Here is a 15,684-nt window from a genome sequence, read left to right as displayed (position 1 = left end):
GCTGCGTCGCTCACGTCACCAGGGGGCCTGGCGACTTCAGGTAATCGGACTTGATCTTTTCCACGATCCAATAGGCCGTGGCGCCGACCGTGCCCGTGGGGTTGTAGCCGGAGTTCTGCGGAAACAGCGCCGCGCCCGTCACGAACACGTTGGGCACGTCCCATACCTGGCCGTAACGGTTCACCACGCTGGTGCGGGGATCGGCGCCCATGGCCGCCCCGCCGGTGAGATGCGTGGACTGGTACGCCGCGGCCGTGAAGGGCCGCTTGCGCGGTCCCGGCTCGGTGCGCTGCACGCCTTTCATGGCGCGGCCGATTTCGTCGCCCCGTTCGGTCAGGAAGGCCGACATGCGGATATCGTTGTCGGGCAGGTCGTAGGTGATGCGCAGCAGCGGCAGGCCCCAGGCGTCCTTGTAGGTAGGGTCCAGGCTCAGGTAGCCGCCGCGCGTGGGTTGCGCCGCGCCGGTGATGGTGATCGAGGCCGAGTGGTTGTAGTAGCGCCGCAGCGCCTGTTTCCAGGCGCTGCCCCAGGCGGCCGTGCCCTTGGGCACCGGGTGATAGCCTATCGGCGCGCCGCTGACCACCTGGATCTGCAGATAGCCGCCGCCCACGAATCCCAGCGGCCCATGATCGAAATTGTCGGCGCTGAAGTCGTCCATGGTCACCGCCACCGCGCCCGCGCCCATGAAGGGATTGATATTGAAGGATTCGTCGAAGAAGAGATTGACGCCCGATGTGGTCTGGTGCGTGTAGTTGCGCCCCACCACGCCGGTGTTGCGTACCGGGTCGTAAGGCTCGCCGATGCCGGAAAGCAGCAGCAGGCGCACGTTGTTGATGCCGAACGCGCACAGCACCACCGCCTCGGCCGGCTGGAACACCTCGGCGCCCGCGCCGTCCACGTAGGTCACGCCGCGCGCCCGCTTGCGGTCCGCGGTCAGCTCCACCCGCAGCACGTGGGCGCCGGTGCGCAGCTCGAAGTTCTCCAGCTTCAGCGCCACCGGCAGCACGCAGACCTGCGGCGAGGCCTTGGCGTAGTGCTCGCAGCCGAAGTTGGAACAGAATCCGCAGTACACGCAGGCGCTCATCTGCAGCCCCTCGCTGTTCACGTAGGGCCGCGTACACAGCGCGGACGGCTGCACATAAGGGTGGTAGCCCAGGCCGCGCGCCGCCTCGCCGAACAGGGCCGGCGCGTACGGCACTTTCATGGGGGGATTGGGATAGGGACGCGAGCGCCACGGCTCGAAGGGATTGCCGCCCTCTTGCTTGCGGCCCTTGATGTTGCCCGCCTGGCCCGAGGCGCCTATCAGGTAGTCGAAGCGGTCGAAGTACGGTTCCAGCTCTTCGTAGCTCAGCGGCCAGTCCTGGCAGGTCAGGTCCTCGTCGAAGATGCCGGCGCCGTAGCGCTCGGTATAGTGGCTGCGCATATTGAAGTCGGTCGGATCGAAGCGGTAGTACGCCCCCGACCAATGATTGCCCGCGCCGCCCAGGTGCGTTCCGGGATAGGCAAACTGCCAGCGCCGCATGGGCAGGGCGATCTGCCCGCCGTGGTTGCGGAAGGTGAACGTTTCGCTGGCGGTGTTCTGGTGCAGCGCATGCCTGCGCGTGTACTTGAGCTCGTCGTGGACGTTGGGCCCCTGGAAATCCGGCGACGGCCAGCGCGGCTCGCCGCGCTCCAGCACCACCACCCGCTGGCCGGCCGCGGCCAGCTCCTTGCCGATGATGGAGCCAGTCCAGCCGGCCCCGATGATGGCCACGTCCACCGCCGGCATGGTCTTAGCCATGGCCGCCTCCCGGTTTGTGTGGGGTTTCGCCGGCCGGCGCGGCATGGTGCCCGCGGGCCTGCGCAATGGAAACCGGCGTGCCGCGCCAGGCCACGCCATGCCGCTCGATGTCGTTGGAGAAACTTGCGTACGCGCCCGGAAAACCCACCAGCTTCCAGCCGATCATGTTCCTGTTGCCGCCATAAAGCGGGTCGCTGAAGAAACCCTCCGTCGTGCCTTCCAGCAAAGCCTGGAAGAACACCTGCGCCGGCAGCGGATCGAAATCGAGTTCGCCTTTCTGCATGGCCGCGAGCCAGGCGTCCTGCCGCTCGGCGCCGAGCTCGTCGTAGCCCTTGCCCTCCTTTTTGCGCACCGCGGCGTCGAACGCGGCGAGGCCGCGGCGGTACATCTCGGCGGGCGTGAAGGAAAGCTGATAGCCCTGCTCCGGCGTGCCTTCCTGGAACGGCCCCTGCCGGTACAAATGATCGCCCGCGCCCCACGCGCCGGCCAATTGGCCGTCCAGGAATACGGTTACGCCCGCCTCCTTGGCGCCCGGGCCCAGGTCGTCGGCCGGAATCAGGCGGGCGGCGATGGCGTCCATGAGCGCTGCTTCCTGCGCGTTGAAAAACCGCAGGGGCGCCGGCTGCGCGGCATCGGCCGCCTGCTCGGGCTGTCCCGCCTGCGCGACGGTCTGCGCCCCCGACACGGCCAGCGCGCCGGGCACCCCCAGCGCAAGCGCCTTCAGGACGCTGCGGCGTCCCGGCGCGGCGGGATTGTCGTCGGCGGCTACGCCGGCGGAAGGAACGACAGGCTGATCACCGTTCATACCGTGCTCCTGCTTGGACTCGCGACGGCTACAGCAAGCGTCGGGCCCGGCACGGCATTTGCACTGGCAACACGCAATACCCGCGCAGGAGATCCCATGTCAGCCAGATCCGCCACTTTATTCGCGACAGCCATGCTCGTGCTGGGAGGATCGGCCGCGCTGGCCGCCCCCGCGGGCCCCCCGCCGAAGGAACGGCCGCCCTCCTTCGCCGACGGCGATACCGGCAAGCGCCAGCGCGGCGAAGGGAAAACCGAGCAGGAACGGAAAAAATTACCTCCCGCGCGATCCTCCGAGCAATCCACGCGCGGGCGCGACCGCGCCGAGCAAGGCGGCACGGACGCGCGCGGCAGCCAGGGTTCCTCCGGCGCGACCACGGGTTCGACCGGCCAGGGCGGCTCGCCCGGCTCCGGCGCATCCTCGGGCTCGGGCGGCACGGCGGACCAGCGTTGAGCGCCGCCAGCCGCCGGCCGGGTACGTCGATTGCTATCGGCGTGCGCGTCGCCCTCTCAGTCAGGGCAACCAACAAAAAAGGGGCATTGCATGCATCCGATCAGAAAAGCCGTATTCCCTGTTGCGGGGCTGGGCACCCGTTTTCTACCCGCCACCAAAGCCATGCCGAAAGAGATGCTGCCCATCGTGGACCGGCCTCTCATCCAGTACGCGGTCGAAGAAGCGATCGCGTCCGGCATCAATGAACTGATCTTCGTCACCGGCCGCAACAAGCGCGCCATCGAGGACCATTTCGACCGCGTGCCCGAACTGGAACGCGACCTGGAACTGAAAAACAAGAATGCCTTGCTCCAAAGCGTGCGCAACGTCGTCCCCGACAGCGTCAAATGCGTCTATACACGCCAGCCCGCCGCCCTGGGCCTGGGCCACGCCGTGCTCTGCGCGGCGTCGCTGGTGGGCGCGGAGCCGTTCGCGGTGCTCCTGGCCGACGACATGATCGACGCCGACGCCCCCGTCATCGGCGAAATGACGAAGGTGGCGCGGGAATACGGCGGCAGCGTCGTGGCGGTCCAGCAGATCCCCAAGGCCAATTCGGCCCAGTACGGAATCGTGTCCGGCAGCCCGAAAGCGCAGGGCGTGATGCGGCTGAGCGGCGTCGTCGAAAAACCCAGCCCCGAAGACGCCCCGACCGACCTGGCGGTGGTCGGGCGCTACATTCTCGAGCCCGAGATCTTCGGCATTCTCGAAGCCACGCAGGCCGGCGTCGGCGGCGAGATCCAGCTCACGGACGCCATCGCCGCGCTGCTGCGGTCGCGCAAGGTCTTCGGCTACGAATACGAGGGCACGCGCTACGACTGCGGCAGCAAGGAAGGCTTTTACCGGGCCACCATGGAGATCGGGCGCAAGTACCACGGGCTGGGCTGACGCCGCGGACGGCGGCCGGGTGGAAGAGCAGGCCCAAGCGAGGCTACGTCTTGAACATGTCCATCATCTGGCGCAACACGAGCCTGGCATCTCCCAGCGGGGCGAAGTCCAGCGGGTAGTCCTTGTTCAAGTCGAAGCGCGTTCCGCAAGATTTTGGGCGCATAGTCCAGTAGACTCTCTAGCAGACTCGGAAAATACACACTGGCTTGCCCGACAATGGCGGCGAATCCCGCACCACGCAAATCTCCCCGCAAAAAACCCTCCCCCGCACGCCAGCCTGGCGTTGCACGGGCAAACGCCCGGCGCGACGGCGATGAGACGCGCGAGCGCATGCTGGACGCAGCGGAAGCACTGTTTGCCGCCCATGGATTCCACGGGACGTCCATGCGCGATGTGGCCGTGGCCATGGGCTGCGGGATTGCGCTGGTGACCTACCACTTCGGCACCAAGGACGTGCTGTTCAGCACAGTCATCAAGCGGCGCGCGGCCTATATGGCGCAAGAACGCATCCAGGCCCTGGACGCGGCCCGGGCCCGAGCCGCGGCCCGGGGCAAGCCGGTGCCCGTGGAAGACATCGTCTCGGGCTATGTGTGGCCGTTCGTGGAGCGCAGCGCGGCGGGCGGCAAGGGCTGGAAGAACTATTCGCTGTTCATCGCACGGCACGCGAACTCGCCGGAGTTCGCCCAAGTCATCGACCAGCACTACGACCCGGTCGCGCGGCAGTACCTGGACGAGCTGGAGCGCACCTTCCCCACCATGCCGCAGAAGGACCTTTACTACGCGTTCAGCCTCATGGTGGGCGGCATGGTCTCCATCGTCGCGGAACCGGGCCGCGTGGAGAACCTGTCGGCCGGCCTGATCAAGGCCAGCGACGTAGAGGCCGCGTTCAAGAGAATGCTGCCTTTCTTCAGCGCGGGGTTCAAGGCGCTGGTTCCACCTTCGCCCTGACCGGCCTCGACGGTCGCTTGAGGCCGCGCTACGCCAGGCCGGCCGCCCGTTGCGCGCAACGGATGACGGCCGCGTAGTCCGCGTCCGCATCTCCGTGCGCCGCCGCCGACTGCAGGGACTGCAACGTCATCGCGGTCTGCGGCAGCGCCACCTGCAGGCGCTCGGCCTCGGCCAGGATCAGCTTTACGTCCTTGGCCATCTGGGACACGGTGAAGGTGGGGCTGTAGTCCCGCGTCACCAATTGGGCGGACTTCGCCTTGAGAATGGGAGACGCCACCGCGCTGTGGGTCAGCACTTCCCACATGTCTTCCCAGCGCAGGCCGCCCTTGGCGCCCAGGGCGAGCGACTCGGCCAGCATGGCGCTGGTCTGCGCGATCATCAGGTTGACCACCAGCTTCATGAGCCGCGCCTCTTCGGCCTCTCCCAGCCAGTATTGGCCTGGGCCGAACAGCTTGAAGAGCGGCAGCATGCGCTCGTAGGCGTCCCGCGGGCCCGACACCAGCAGCGTCAACTGCGCAGCCTCGGCCATGACGTTGTTGCCGGACACGGCGGCGCGCAAATAGACGATCTGGCTTTCGCGCAGCAGCCCGGCCACGCGGGCGGACATCTCGGGCGAGACCGTGCTGGTGTCGATGTATAGGGCTCCGGGCCGGGCAAGGCGCGCCACGTCCTGCGCCACCTGCCAAAAGGCGCCGTCATGCGGCAGCGATGACAGCAGCACCTCGGCCCCCGCCATCGCCGCCGCCCCCTGCGCCGCCGTCATGCCCAGCGCGACGGCCGCTTGCAGTCGGCTGGCGTCCAGGTCCTCGACGCTCAGGGCATGGCCCGCCGCCGCCAGATGTTTGCCCATCGGCAGGCCCATTTTTCCGGCCCCGATCAGATGAATCTTCATGGCGCGCGTCTCCCTCACTCGGCTTCGATGCCCAGCTCGGGCAGCACCTTGCGGAAGCGCGCGACGTCGGCTTCCAGGGCCTTGGCGAACTGCTCCGGCGTCATCAGCACCAGTTGGGCCTGGCTCAGCTTGAGGTAGTCCTGGAACACGGGTTGTCTGGCCGCTTCGGAAAATTGCTTGTACAGGGCCTGCGCCTGCTCGGGCGGCATGCCGCGCGGGGCCAGCACGCCGGACCATGCCGGCACGTCCACGTCCTCGTAGCCCAGTTCGCGAAAGGTGGGAACCCCGGGGAAGTTGGGGTCCGGCGCTTCCGACGAGATCGCCAGGGCGCGCACGCGCCCATCCTTGATCAGGGGCAGCGCCGTGGACGCGCCCATGAAGACCATGTTCACGTGACCGCCCAGGAAGTCGGATACGGGCGATTTGTACGGCACATGCAACAGCTTCAGATCGGCCGCGCGGGCGAACAGCGCGCCGATCACATGGGTGGTGTTGCCTATGCCGAACGAGCCGTAGCTGATCTGGTTGGGCCGCGCCTTGGCCGCGGCGATCAGGTCCTGGACGGTCTTGTAAGGCGAGTCCGCCTGAACCAGCAGGACGAAGCCGGACGACTTGCTCACGATGGTGATGGGCGTGAAGTCCTTGACCGGGTCGTACGGCAGGTTCTTGTACAGGCCCGCGTTGGTGGCATGGCCGGCCGTGGTGAACAGCAGGGTCGCGCCGTCCGGCGCGGCGCGGGCCACTTCGGTGGTGGCGATGCGTCCGCCGGCGCCGGCCTTGTTCTCGACGATCACGCTCTTGCCGCTGACCTTGGCCATGCCTTCGGCCAGCGCGCGGGCCGACGAATCGAATGGATTACCCGCGCCCACCGGCACGATGATCCGGGTGAGATTGGACTCGGCGTGCGCCGCTGCGGGCAGTATCGCTGCGGCCAGCGCCGCCAGCGCGAACATGCGGGAAATGATTTTCAACATGGTGGGTCTCCTCTCATCGATCACGGATTTATTTCAGGACGCGGGCAATCCAGTCGGCCATGGCGTTCGTCGCCAGGCTCATGTTGCCGATGCTGCAATGCTGTTCGCCGCCCTCTTCGGCCGAGAAAATGCGCAGTTCGCGCTCGGGCGCGTTCACGCACTCGTCGTAGGTCCGGATGGCGTCGGCCACGGGAATCTGGCGGTCGTCGGCGCCGTGGGTGATGTAGACGGGCACGCGGACCCGGTCCAGCACGCCTTCCAATGTGAAGCGGTCGGTGATCGCCAGGCAGTCCTCGATGCGCTGCTGTCCCAGCACCCACTTCACGTGTTCGAAGTAGTGCGGCACCGACTTCTGCGCCGAGTACGTGCCCTCGATACGGGCACGGAAGCGCTTGCCCCAGTCGTAATTCGCACCCCAGGCCACGCAGCATGCGAAGCGCGGCTCGAACGCGGCGGCACGCGGAGCATGGTAGCCGCCCAGGCTCAAGGCCATCATGCCGATGCGGCGCTTGTCCACGTCGGGCCGGGTTTCCAGAAAGTCGACGCAGGCGCCGGCGGGCAGCTCGGCCTCCGGCGCGTTGTAGAGCCTGTTCTTGCGCAGCGCCTCGCCCACCCCGGGGTTGTCGACCAGCAGGATGGACACGCCGCGCTGCGCCAGCATGGCGGGCAGGCCGCACAGATACAGGTACTCCTTTACGCCGTCCAGGCCGTTGAAATGCACGATGCACGGCGCCGGCGACCGGTCGCTTCCCACCGAGACCATCAGGGCGGGCAGGAACGAATCGCCGTAGGGCACCTTGACTTTCTCGCACGTGACGCCTGCGCACTCGATGTACTTGGCGAACGTGCGCAGCAGTTCGTCGTAGGCCGCCAGGCGCGGGGCGTAGTCATGGGCGGGGATGCGTTCGCCCGTGATGTACATGACGCAGGCGCGACGGTACTTTTCTCCCGCCGACAGCAGGTTGCCCGCCGCTTCGTCGGCGGCCGCCGCGCGCGCCAGCTTCGCGCCGCCATCGGCCCAGGCCTGGAAGAAGTCGTTGGCGTGCTGCTGATCGTCATCGACGTGCCGCAATGCGCGGCAGGCGCGATCGACCTCGTCCATGTTCGCGCCCGCATCGAGCGCCATGGAGAGCGCCAGATTCCACGAGTAAACCTTGAAGTATTCGAGCATTGGAAAGTCCTTATGAATGAATCGCGGACGGCGCATAGGCCGCCTCTTCCAGCCCGATGCGCTCGGCGGCCATTTCGGCCAGCATCAGCGTGGGCAGGTTGGTGTTGGCGCTGGGGATGCGGGGCATGACCGAGGCATCGGCGACGTAAAGATTGCCAATCCCGTGCACGCGGAAGTTCGGATCCACGACCGCCATCGGGTCCGTCTCCCTTCCCATGGCGCAAGTGCCGACGGGATGCCCCATCGGAGAGATGGACGACAGGATCTCGGCGTCCGCGATCTGGCGTCCGCCGCCGGCATAAGCCACCGGCGCGCCGCTGCCGAATGCCCTGCTGAAGATCATGCGCCGCAACGGCCCGGGCGCGCTGGCCGCCGCTTGCGCCGCCAGCGACAACGCGCGGCCGGCCAGGCCCGGACGGTTGAACTGCTTCACGGCCAGGGCCCCGGGCAGCAGGAATGCTTCGTGGTAGTGCGCGGCGACTTCGGGCGCGCGCAGCAAGCGTTCGGCCCGGCGCGCGGCCTGCACCAGGCGCGGAGGATCGGCCGGATCGGACAGAAAACGGAAGTTCACGTCGGGCTGCGCAAGCGGATCGGCGCTCTTGAGCCGGACGAATCCGCGCGACCGCGGCCCGTACAGTGCGCTGCCCACCAACGCGAAACCGGGCCCGAACGCCGCGCCGCTGACCCGCCCGATCACGAAGTTGAAAAGGTCGCCGCCGTCCACGCCCGGCATGCCGGACGACGCGCGCAGCCCGGCGACGGCGAAGCGCCTGACGTCCGCCGCCATGCGCTTGCCCCTGGGCAGGCTCAGCGCGAAGAACAAGTATGGGTGGTTCTGCAGATTGCGCCCGACGCCCGGACGATCCAGCGCCACCGGCACGCCCAGGCGCTCCAGCTCGACCGCCGGTCCAATCCCCGAGCGCAACAGGATCGCCGGCGCATGGATGCCCCCCGCAGCCACGATCACCTTGCGCGCCGTCAGTTCCAGCGGCTGGCCGCCATGCCGCGCATCCACGCCGGTCACCTGCCCCTGGCTCAGGCGCAACCTGGCCACCTGCGTGTCCGGCATGATCTTCAGGTTGGGCCGGGCGCGTACCGCCTCGGACAGATAGCAGCCGGCCACACCGACCCGCTCCTCCCGATCGATGGCGTTCGGCATGGCGAAGAAGCCGTCGCCCGGCTGCGCATTGATGTCGGAGACGAAGGGCAAGCCCTCGCCTTGTGCGGCCTGCGCCATGGCGCGGGCGAACGCCGGCCACTTCGTCATGGGAGTACGCTCGATGGCGTGCGGGCCGCATTGCGGGCCCGGACGGTCGCGGTCGTTTTCAATACGGCGGAAATAAGGCAGCACCGCGTCCCAGGAAAAATCACCCGCGCCGGCCCGCGCCCAGTGCGCGTAGTCCGAAGGCACGCCGCGCAGCGCGAACATGCCGTTGATGCTGGAGCCGCCGCCCAGCACGCGGGCCTGCGGGTAGGGCGCGGGGGGTCCGTCCTGCGTGTTCGCCGCGTTCAGGCCGGCCCAGAAGTAATCCGGATTGAGCGTGGCGGTCGGAAACGGGTCTCGAATATCGTCCGGAACCCGCCCCGGCGCGACATCGGGCCCGGCCTCGACCAGCAGCACTCGATGCCGGGGGTTTTCCGACAAGCGCGCGGCCAGGACCGCCCCCGCCGAACCGCCTCCGACGATCAGGAAGTCGTAGTCCATATCTGCGCTCGCCATGGTTTTCAGGCCGGGGGAAAGCCCGTCTTCTGCGGCCACAGGTTGACGAAGGGCAGCACCGACGCCGTCGCATACAGACCGGCCTTGGTGAACGGTTCTTCGGCCATCCAGCGCTCGGCCGCGGCCCGGTCCTCGAAGTCGATCACGAGCAGGCTGCCCAGCATGGTCTGGCCATCGTCTTTGGTCAGGGGGCCGGCAAACGCGATCCGGTCGGCCACCGCCGCCAGATAGGTCTTGTGTTCGGGACGCACGCGCTGGCGCAGTTCGGCGGAACCCGGGCGGTCGATCAAGTGGAATGCGAAGATCAAGAAGCTCTCCTGGTTTGGGTGGATGTCCGCGGCGGCGCGTTCACGCGGCCGGCGCCGGATTCAGCACAAAGCGGAAATCCAGCGTGTAGAACGGCACTTCGCTACGCGAACCGTCCGGGGCCGGGCCGGGCGGGTGTTCGATCCAGTCCGCGATGAGCGAGGACCGCACGCCGAAGACGGCATCCGAGTCCAGGTAACGGTCGCCATTGCGGAACACATGGGTGATCAGCCGTTCGTAGCCGGGCGCGGTGATCATGAAATGCAGGTGCGCCGGCCGCCACGGGTGGCGTCCCAGCGCCTCCAGCAACCTGCCCACCGGGCCGTCGTGCGGGATCGGATAGGCCTCGGCGCGGATGGTCTTGAAGTGAAATCCCCCCTGCTCGTCCGCCTGCAACGTGGCGCGGGCGCGCTGCGGCGCGCCGTCTCCGTATTGCACGTCGTAAAAGCCGGCCTCGTCGGCCTGCCAGACTTGCAACTCGGCGTTCGGCACCGGACGGCCATCCAGGCCCACGACCGTGCCGCGCACGTAACAGGGCTCGCCAGGCGCGCCATTGGCCACGTCGCCGCCAAGCTCGACGCGCGGGGAATCCTCGACATGGAAAGGACCGAACACGGTCGCCTCGGTGCAGCCCTTGGGCTTCTTGTTGTTCAGCGCGGTCACCAGCATGGACAGGCCCAGCGTGTCCGACAACAGGATGAACTCCTGACGCGTCCCGTTGGTGATATGGCCGACTTCGGTCAGAAAGCGGATACCCTCGAACCATTCGTCTTCGGTCAGCGCCACGTCGCGGGCGAAGGCATGCAGATGCTGCACGAGGCCGGTCATGATTTCGCGCAGCCGCGGGTTGGCCGCGTCGGCGTGCATGCCGATGACTGCCCGCGTGATGTTGTCTTCGTCGAGATTTCTCACTCTCGTCTCCGTTGAGTCCTGGCGTCAATTTTGTACACTTGACCAAATTAACGCAATCGAATTGCCGTAAATGCGTTTTCCGCTCACCGGAAAAATCAGGGTTTCCCCTAGGGCACGCATCAGCAACGCCGCCATACGAGCGGCGACTTGGAGACGCTAATGGATCGTTGGACTGAAATGGAACTGCTGGTGCAGGCCTCCGAACGTGGCAGCCTGTCGCGCGCCGCGGAATCGTTGAACATGTCGAACGCGGCGGCAAGCCGGCACCTGGCGTCGCTGGAGGCCAGAATCGGCGCCCGGCTGATGCGGCGCGGCACGCGCGGTCTCTGCCTGACGGAGGCCGGCGAACGCTTCTACCAAAGCTGCAAGAGCGTGCTGGCCGACATCAAGGACGCCGAGGCGGCGGCCAGCGCCACGGTGCTCAACCCCACGGGCACTTTGCGCGTCACGGCCTCGCTATCGTTTTCGGTGCAGCACATCGCGCCGCTGCTCAAGGAGTACACCGCCCGCTATCCGAACGTGCGGGTGGTCGTCGAAGTGTCCAACCGGTACCACGACCTGATCGACAACAACATCGACGTCGCGATCCGCACCCGCGAGTTCGAACGCGATTCCAGCGTCACCATCCGGCGTCTGGCGGCCACGCGCCGCATTCTTGCGGCGTCGCCCGGGTACCTCGACGCTTACGGCGCGCCCGGAGCTATCGAGGATCTGGCGAGCCGCCCGCTCCTGCTCTACACCTATGCCAACAGCCCTAACGAGCTCAACTTTCGCCGGGGCGAGGAAACGCGCAGCCTGCGCGTGCAAGGCCTGCTTGAATCGAACGACGGCCAGGTGCTGCGCGCCGCGGCGCTCAGCGGTATGGGCATCCTGGTGCAACCCAAGTACATCCTCTACGAGGACCTGGTGGCGGGGCGGCTTGTCTCGGTGCTGGACGATTGGGATCTGCCGCAGCTGGCCGTCAACATCGCGTTCCAGAGCCGGCGGCACATGTCAGCCAAGGTGCGGACCTTTATCGACTTCCTGGTCGCCCACTTCGAGCGCATGGACTACCAGCGCAAATGGACGGCGTTCGACCACGGCGCGGGGACCCGCCGACCGATCCTGCCCGAATCCATCTGCGCAAAGTCTCATACCTACGCCAAGGGCCCGCTCAATATACGCTCATAGTGACGCAGGTCTTCCTGCGAAAAGCAGCAGAACACGACCTCCTGTATGGACGAATCCCGCGCCAGGCTATCACGGACGCTCTGGACGGCGATCTCCGACGCCGGCTCGATGGGATAGCCGTATACGCCGGTGCTGATGCAGGGAAACGCGATCGAAGCGATGGCGCGTGCCTGCGCCAGTTCGATGCAGCGGCGATAGCAGCTGGCCAGCAATGCCGGTTCCCCGCCATCTCCGCCTCGCCATACCGGGCCGACCGTGTGAATGATGCATCGCGCGGGAAGGCGATAGGCTTGGGTGACCTTCGCATCGCCGGTCTTGCAACCGCCGAGCTTTCTACACTCCTCCAGCAAATCCGGCCCCGCGGCGCGATGTATCGCGCCATCGACCCCGCCGCCACCAAGCAATGAAGTGTTGGCGGCGTTGACGATGGCTTCCACGTGGAGCTTCGTGATATCCGCCAGGATGGCACGCAGGCTTGTGCTCATGTGCTTGCTCCTGATCCGATACGCGGGGCCTGGACCGCGGGGCCCTTCAGCTCGATTTGATTCCCGTCGGGATCGAGGCAATAGATCGAAAGCCCGTCTCCTTCCGCGCCGTATCGCATCACCGCCTTGTCCGCGGCGATTCCGAAAGCGTGCAGATGCGCCAGGATGGCGGTTTCGTCGAACGGATCGACCCGCAGGCAGAAGTGGTCGACATTGCGTCCTTCTTTCCCCGGGGCGGCGCCGCCGGCGGCCCCCAGGGGGCCTTGCGCGTCGACCAGATCGATCATGGACCCGCCGGCGCCCAGATGGATCATGGCGTATTTATCGTTCCTCTTCTTGATGGAACAGCCCAGCACCTTCGTATAGAAGTCCACGCTGCGCGCCAGGTCCCGAACCCTGAGGACGACGTGGTCCAGGCGCTTGATCTGAAATACCGGCATGATTGTTCTCCTGGGGCAACGCACCCCAGGAATGAAAATACCATCCCGGACAGACGACCGGCGCAAGCGATGCTACGGGGCTTCCTGCGACAAGGCCTTTTCCTCGGCCGTCATGATTTCCAGAACGGCCGGGCGTCCCGTGTCGGCCACTCTCGCGGCCTCCCTGAGCGTTTCGATCAGAGTGGCCGGGTCCTCGATGCGCGCCGTCCAGGCGCCCAGGCCCCGCGCGATCATTTCGTAGTCGCCTGACAGGTAGCGGGTGCGGTGCGTCTCGCTCGAAAGCGGCATGTGCTTGTCATAACCGCCCATGCAGCCGTTGTTCATGAGCAGCGTCACCGTGCCGATCCGGTTGCGCACGGCCGTTTCCAGGTCCATGGCGCATTCGCCGAAGGCGGCGTCGCCCAGCAGGTGCGCCACCAGCGCGTCGGGCCGCGCCATCTTGGCCCCGAGCGCAAGCGGCAGGCTGTAGCCCAGGTGGGTCGAGCGCCCCCAGCCCATGTATTCTCCCGGCCGGCGGCTGCGGTAGAACGGACTCAGCTGGTCGCGCGGGCTGCCCGCGTCGTGGGTGATGATGACGTCGCGCTCGGCCCACGCGATCTGAAGATCGTGCACCACGCGGTACGGATTGATCGGCGTCGAGTCCGAGGTCAGCTTGTCATGCCAGTTCCGCAGCCATGCCTGGCGGACGGCCTCGAGCTCGGCGCCTATCCTGGCCGTCCGGTCCGTGTCCGGCCGCACGCCGAACTTGGTCTTGAGCATGTCTATCATCTGGCGCAACACGAGCCTGGCATCTCCGAGCAGGGCGCAGTCCAGCGGATAGTCCTTGTTCAGGTCGGACTCGTCGATCGCCAGCTGGATGGCCCGCCTTCCCGCCGGCAGCGGCGCCGCGAAAACCGATTTGGTCAGGCTCGCGCCGATGCCAAAAAGCAGGTCCGCGTGGCACAGCGCATGCGTGACCGTCGCCGGCCAGGCCATGCCGCCGCTGCCCAGCGCCAGGGGATGGGTCTCCGGAAAGCCGCTTTTGCCGGACAGCGTCGTCATCGTGGGAATCGACAGCAGTTCGGCCAGTTCCACGAGTTCGGGCGTGGCCTGCGATTGCAGCACGCCGGCGCCCGCATGCAGTACCGGCCGTTCGGCGGCCAGCAGCTGGCGGCAGGCCTCGCGCACCAGGTCCGGGTCGCACAGCGTGCGTACGGCCCGGACCGGCGCATGCCGCGACGCCGACGCGCCGATGGGCTGTTCCATCACGTCCATGGGCAACTCCAGCGCCACCGGGCCGCGCCGGCCGTTGCGCAGGCCGGTATAGGCGCGCCGCAGCATTTCGCCCACGCGGTCCGGACGGTTGACGCGCGCCACCCACTTGGTGATGTTCTGGTAGTGCTTGACCGTTTCGAAATTGGGGCGCACGTCCGTGCGCGCCTCGTTCACCCCGCCCGGCAGCATCAGCACCGGCGATGAGTCGGAATAGGCCTGAGCCATCGCGCCGAAGGCGTTTTCGCATCCCGGCCCGTACTGCACCGCGCACACCCCCACCCGCTCGCCCAGGCTGGCCCGGGCGTATCCGTCGGCCATACCGACCACGGCGCGCTCGGTCCGCGCGACGACCGGGCGTATGCCCGCCGCGGCGGCGGCGTCGATGAGCGAATTGATCGGAAAGCAGAACAGCAGTTCGGTGTTTTCCGCCTTCAGTATGCGGGCCACCTCATCGACTGCCTTGCGGTCGGAAGGAGGACGGGTATCGGTCGTCTGGGATGCCGCTGCGGGCAGGGAAGCGTTCATGTTGTCTCTGTCTCTTGTTGAAATGCCCGGCAGTAGTCCAGGAATCGGGATGCCAGGATGGAAAGCGGCTGAGAGCTCGAATACAGCGCCCCAACCTCGACGATGACCTCCGGATGGAAAGGCCGGATAACGACGTTCGCGTCGCGCACCGCCCCCAGGGTGAAGGCATCGACTACGAAAGCCCCGGCGCCGGCCTCCACCAGCGCCATGGCGGCGAGCATGGTGCCCGCCTCCACGCGCACCCGCGGCCGCACCCCATGGGCGTCCAGAATGCGCGTGATCCGGTCATGCACCCGCGTGATGCGATCGTTGAAGCGCTTGCGCGGCACATTGATGAAATCGACCCCCTGCAAGTCGGCCGGCCCTATCGTGTCCAGCGCCGCCAGCGGATGGCCGGCCGGCAGCAGGCACACCGCCGGGGTGCGCGCGATCGGCAACGACTCGATGTCCGGATGGTCCACCGGCAGCGTCGCGAAACCGATTTCGGCGCTGCCGCGCGATACCGCATACACCACGTCGTAATGCCGCTGCACGTCGAACATCACCGTAATGTCCGGATACTCGCGCATGAACGCCGTGACCAGTTTGGGCAAGGCGCCCTGCTGCAGCGAGTTCATGACGCAGATCTTCAAGGTGCCGCTGCCGATCTGCGCGATGCGCTGCGCCGCGAGCTGGATGTCCTTCAATCCGATGAACGAACGCATGGCCTCGACGTGCAGCGCCCGGGCTTCGGCCGTCGGCACCATCACGCCCTGGCGCCGGTCGAACAACTGGAATCCCACCTCCCGCTCAAGGCGGGCGAGCAGCCGGCTCACGGCCGACTGCGTCACGTACATGGACTCGGCCGCGCGCGTGACCGTGCCCAGGTCGACTACCGCCAGAAACGCTTCGATCTGCCTGAGATTCATTTTGTCTTTCTCCTCCTGTA

The 15,684-nt window shown here is 67.0% G+C and carries 16 protein-coding genes; 4 read left to right on the top strand and 12 right to left on the bottom strand.

The window, feature by feature from the left end; all coding sequences use genetic code 11:
* Positions 1–10 precede the first annotated feature (10 nt).
* Positions 11–1,780 carry a GMC family oxidoreductase gene (locus tag AC1M14_RS07435; protein WP_102772727.1) on the bottom strand — a complete coding sequence of 590 codons (1,770 nt, stop codon included), beginning with the start codon at positions 1,778–1,780 and terminating at the stop codon, positions 11–13.
* On the bottom strand, positions 1,773–2,585 hold the full coding sequence (locus AC1M14_RS07430; RefSeq protein WP_479731303.1) for a gluconate 2-dehydrogenase subunit 3 family protein: 813 nt from the start codon (positions 2,583–2,585) through the stop codon (positions 1,773–1,775). Before AC1M14_RS07430 ends, AC1M14_RS07435 begins: the two co-directional genes overlap by 8 nt.
* 96 nt (positions 2,586–2,681) lie before the next feature.
* Between AC1M14_RS07430 and AC1M14_RS07425 the strand changes: the two genes are divergently transcribed.
* The 3 genes from AC1M14_RS07425 to AC1M14_RS07415 all read left to right on the top strand — a co-directional run bounded on the left by AC1M14_RS07425 (position 2,682) and on the right by AC1M14_RS07415 (position 4,907).
* A complete protein-coding gene (locus tag AC1M14_RS07425) occupies positions 2,682–3,035 on the top strand; it encodes a hypothetical protein (protein WP_479731302.1) in 354 nt (117 codons plus the stop codon).
* A 90-nt stretch (positions 3,036–3,125) separates the two neighbouring features.
* Positions 3,126–3,959: a UTP--glucose-1-phosphate uridylyltransferase GalU gene (gene galU, locus AC1M14_RS07420; protein WP_479731301.1), complete on the top strand. Its 834-nt coding sequence runs from the start codon at positions 3,126–3,128 to the stop codon at positions 3,957–3,959.
* 384 nt (positions 3,960–4,343) lie between these two features.
* Positions 4,344–4,907, top strand: a complete 564-nt coding sequence (locus tag AC1M14_RS07415; protein ID WP_479731300.1) for a hypothetical protein — start codon at positions 4,344–4,346, stop codon at positions 4,905–4,907.
* 28 nt (positions 4,908–4,935) lie between these two features.
* Here AC1M14_RS07415 and AC1M14_RS07410 read toward each other — a convergent pair whose 3' ends face one another.
* The 6 genes from AC1M14_RS07410 to AC1M14_RS07385 are packed head-to-tail and all read right to left on the bottom strand — an operon-like array spanning position 4,936 to position 10,882.
* Positions 4,936–5,799 carry an NAD(P)-dependent oxidoreductase gene (locus AC1M14_RS07410; RefSeq protein ID WP_102772732.1) on the bottom strand — a complete coding sequence of 288 codons (864 nt, stop codon included), beginning with the start codon at positions 5,797–5,799 and terminating at the stop codon, positions 4,936–4,938.
* A 14-nt stretch (positions 5,800–5,813) separates the two neighbouring features.
* Complete coding sequence (locus tag AC1M14_RS07405) at positions 5,814–6,773, bottom strand: Bug family tripartite tricarboxylate transporter substrate binding protein (protein WP_102772733.1); 960 nt, start codon at positions 6,771–6,773, stop codon at positions 5,814–5,816.
* A gap of 28 nt (positions 6,774–6,801) precedes the next feature.
* Positions 6,802–7,944: an alpha/beta hydrolase family protein gene (locus AC1M14_RS07400; protein WP_479731299.1), complete on the bottom strand. Its 1,143-nt coding sequence runs from the start codon at positions 7,942–7,944 to the stop codon at positions 6,802–6,804.
* Between the two features lie 10 nt (positions 7,945–7,954).
* Positions 7,955–9,664: a GMC family oxidoreductase gene (locus AC1M14_RS07395; RefSeq protein ID WP_479731298.1), complete on the bottom strand. Its 1,710-nt coding sequence runs from the start codon at positions 9,662–9,664 to the stop codon at positions 7,955–7,957.
* Between the two features lie 5 nt (positions 9,665–9,669).
* Positions 9,670–9,972, bottom strand: a complete 303-nt coding sequence (locus AC1M14_RS07390) for a YciI family protein (RefSeq protein WP_102772736.1) — start codon at positions 9,970–9,972, stop codon at positions 9,670–9,672.
* Between the two features lie 40 nt (positions 9,973–10,012).
* Entirely contained in the window at positions 10,013–10,882 is an 870-nt protein-coding gene (locus tag AC1M14_RS07385) for an intradiol ring-cleavage dioxygenase (RefSeq protein ID WP_102772737.1), read from the bottom strand.
* 159 nt (positions 10,883–11,041) lie between these two features.
* Between AC1M14_RS07385 and AC1M14_RS07380 the strand changes: the two genes are divergently transcribed.
* Entirely contained in the window at positions 11,042–12,052 is a 1,011-nt protein-coding gene (locus tag AC1M14_RS07380; protein WP_102772738.1) for a LysR family transcriptional regulator, read from the top strand.
* Here the strand turns inward: AC1M14_RS07380 and AC1M14_RS07375 are convergent.
* From AC1M14_RS07375 to AC1M14_RS07360, 4 genes are all read right to left on the bottom strand, one after another.
* Complete coding sequence (locus AC1M14_RS07375) at positions 12,019–12,537, bottom strand: O-acetyl-ADP-ribose deacetylase (RefSeq protein WP_102772739.1); 519 nt, start codon at positions 12,535–12,537, stop codon at positions 12,019–12,021. The two genes, AC1M14_RS07380 and AC1M14_RS07375, sit on opposite strands and share 34 nt — an antisense overlap.
* Positions 12,534–12,977, bottom strand: coding sequence for a VOC family protein (locus AC1M14_RS07370; protein WP_111827127.1), 444 nt, complete (start codon positions 12,975–12,977; stop codon positions 12,534–12,536). Before AC1M14_RS07370 ends, AC1M14_RS07375 begins: the two co-directional genes overlap by 4 nt.
* Positions 12,978–13,049: 72 nt before the next feature.
* Positions 13,050–14,756, bottom strand: coding sequence for a thiamine pyrophosphate-requiring protein (locus AC1M14_RS07365; RefSeq protein ID WP_479731297.1), 1,707 nt, complete (start codon positions 14,754–14,756; stop codon positions 13,050–13,052).
* Positions 14,753–15,664: a LysR family transcriptional regulator gene (locus AC1M14_RS07360; protein ID WP_102772742.1), complete on the bottom strand. Its 912-nt coding sequence runs from the start codon at positions 15,662–15,664 to the stop codon at positions 14,753–14,755. The genes AC1M14_RS07365 and AC1M14_RS07360 overlap by 4 nt, the downstream gene beginning before the upstream one ends.
* Positions 15,665–15,684: the final 20 nt, after the last annotated feature.

Source organism: Achromobacter sp. SX5, from assembly GCF_056711425.1.
Note: the sequence above shows the minus strand (reverse complement) of the source record. Positions and strands in the feature narration are given on the sequence as shown.

Excerpts from the sequence above, each read along its gene's own strand:
- AC1M14_RS07435 (WP_102772727.1), bottom strand. The coding sequence starts at position 1,780 with ATGGCTAAGACCATGCCGGCGGTGGACGTGGCCATCATCGGGGCCGGC.
- AC1M14_RS07430 (WP_479731303.1), bottom strand. The coding sequence starts at position 2,585 with ATGAACGGTGATCAGCCTGTCGTTCCTTCCGCCGGCGTAGCCGCCGAC.
- AC1M14_RS07425 (WP_479731302.1), top strand. The coding sequence starts at position 2,682 with ATGTCAGCCAGATCCGCCACTTTATTCGCGACAGCCATGCTCGTGCTG.
- galU (WP_479731301.1), top strand. The coding sequence starts at position 3,126 with ATGCATCCGATCAGAAAAGCCGTATTCCCTGTTGCGGGGCTGGGCACC.
- AC1M14_RS07415 (WP_479731300.1), top strand. The coding sequence starts at position 4,344 with ATGCGCGATGTGGCCGTGGCCATGGGCTGCGGGATTGCGCTGGTGACC.
- AC1M14_RS07410 (WP_102772732.1), bottom strand. The coding sequence starts at position 5,799 with ATGAAGATTCATCTGATCGGGGCCGGAAAAATGGGCCTGCCGATGGGC.
- AC1M14_RS07405 (WP_102772733.1), bottom strand. The coding sequence starts at position 6,773 with ATGTTGAAAATCATTTCCCGCATGTTCGCGCTGGCGGCGCTGGCCGCA.
- AC1M14_RS07400 (WP_479731299.1), bottom strand. The coding sequence starts at position 7,944 with ATGCTCGAATACTTCAAGGTTTACTCGTGGAATCTGGCGCTCTCCATG.
- AC1M14_RS07395 (WP_479731298.1), bottom strand. The coding sequence starts at position 9,664 with ATGGCGAGCGCAGATATGGACTACGACTTCCTGATCGTCGGAGGCGGT.
- AC1M14_RS07380 (WP_102772738.1), top strand. The coding sequence starts at position 11,042 with ATGGATCGTTGGACTGAAATGGAACTGCTGGTGCAGGCCTCCGAACGT.
- AC1M14_RS07375 (WP_102772739.1), bottom strand. The coding sequence starts at position 12,537 with ATGAGCACAAGCCTGCGTGCCATCCTGGCGGATATCACGAAGCTCCAC.
- AC1M14_RS07370 (WP_111827127.1), bottom strand. The coding sequence starts at position 12,977 with ATGCCGGTATTTCAGATCAAGCGCCTGGACCACGTCGTCCTCAGGGTT.
- AC1M14_RS07365 (WP_479731297.1), bottom strand. The coding sequence starts at position 14,756 with ATGAACGCTTCCCTGCCCGCAGCGGCATCCCAGACGACCGATACCCGT.
- AC1M14_RS07360 (WP_102772742.1), bottom strand. The coding sequence starts at position 15,664 with ATGAATCTCAGGCAGATCGAAGCGTTTCTGGCGGTAGTCGACCTGGGC.